Genomic DNA, 1,783 nt, shown 5'->3' with positions numbered 1-1,783 from the left:
CGACTCGCCAACACCACACACCCCACACCCCACCGCTCCACCAACCACCGCGCCACCAACCCACCCAACAACCCCGTCCCACCCGTCACCACGACGGTCCCGACGCTCCAGTCCGTCGGCATCCGAAGCGCCAGCTTTCCGGTGTGCTGGGCCTGGCTCATGTGCCGGAGCACGCCACGCACCTCGGCCACGTCGCGTACGGTCACGGGCAGCAGGCGAAGCGTGCCGTCCTCGAAGAGCGGCAGCAGCTCGCGAAGCATGGTCTGGATGTCGCCCGGATCGAGCGACAGCAGGTCGAAGTATTCGTAAGCACAGCCCGGATACGACTCGGCTATCTCGCGCGCATCACGAACGTCCGTCTTGCCGATCTCAATGAACCGGCCACCCCCCGTCATCAGCCGCAGTGAGGCGTCAATGAACTCCCCGGTCAGTGAATTCAGCACCACGTCGACGCCGGACTCACGCGCGGCCTGGCTGAATTGCTCCTCGAATTCCGTCGTACGGGACGAGGCCATATCGCTGTCGGGTATTCCCATGCCGCGCAATGTCGGCCATTTCGCGGGGCTGGCAGTAGCGAGCACGCGCGCTCCGATGTGCTGAGCGATCTGTGTGGCCGCCATACCGACGCCACCGGTGCCCGCGTGAATCAGCACCGTTTCGCCCGGCCGCAGATCAGCAAGCTTCACGAGGGCGTGATACGCCGTGAGGAACACCGTCGTTGTCGTGGCAGCCTGCGCAAAGGTCCATCCGTTCGGGATGGGAGCCAGCAGGCGGTGATCCGTGGCGATGACGGGTCCGACAGCCGGCACCAGGCCCATCACCCGGTCGCCCGGGGCGAACTCCGTAACGCCAGGGCCCACCTCGAGGACGATGCCCGCACCCTCATTGCCGAGGCGTCCGCCTCCGTCCACCATTCCCAGAGTCACGGCGACATCGCGGAAGTTGAGCCCAGCCGCCCGCATGGACAGCCGAACCTGCCCCTCGCTCAGCGGCTCACGCCCCTCGGCGCACTCCACAAACCCAATGTCGTCAAAGCTCCCCGTGGCACCTGCGCCCAGCACCCAGTCGCGTCCCTCGGGTACCGGTGAGGGCTCGGTGGAGGTGAGCCGGGGGATGGTGAGGGTGTTGCTACGGAGGGCGAGCTGGGGTTCGTCGCCGGTGAGAGCGGCGTGCAGCGGTATGCCGCTGTGGTCCTGGCCGGCGCTCTCGTCGCCGGGGGCGGGCAGGTCATGATCGAGGAGGACGAGGCTGCCGGGATGCTCGCTCTGCGCACTCCGCACCAGCCCCCACACGCCGGCCGCGGCCAGATCCGCAACGTCCTCATGCACCCCGGCGGCAATGGCTCCTCGGGTACATACCGCCAGCCGCACTCCGTCGAGCTCGGGCCGGTCCTCCTGCATCTTGAGCCATGCCTGGACCACCTCAAGCACCGCACCGGTCACCTCACCGGCGCGCCCCGGCAGATCCACGCCACTGTCGCCGATGGTGTCGCCGGTGTCGCCGCCGCTGACGGCCAGCATCACCAGATCCGGTACCACAGAGCCATAGCCGGCCAGCCGCTCACCCACCGCAGCCGGCCCGGCCACCCGCTCCACCCGCGCCCCGGCACATGCCGCGACCGACTCCGCTACGCCCGCGGCGTCACCGACGGGATCCAGCACCCACCACACCGGTGCCTCGGACCCGGCCGTCAGTTCTGGCAGGGGGTGCCAGTCGAGTACATGCAGCCCGTCCGCCCGCGCGGGGACAGCCAGCCGGCCGGTCTCCACCGGGCGCATCACCA

General features: G+C 69.0%; 1 protein-coding gene. It reads right to left on the bottom strand.

Going from position 1 to position 1,783, the window contains the following annotated elements:
* On the bottom strand, positions 1-1,783 hold a 1,783-nt coding region (locus tag ACIBJB_RS47450; RefSeq protein ID WP_398940389.1), incomplete at both ends, for a zinc-binding dehydrogenase.

The organism is Streptomyces sp. NPDC050759 (assembly GCF_044456945.1).
Taxonomy (GTDB): Bacteria; Actinomycetota; Actinomycetes; order Streptomycetales; family Streptomycetaceae; genus Streptomyces.
Note: the sequence above shows the minus strand (reverse complement) of the source record. Positions and strands in the feature narration are given on the sequence as shown.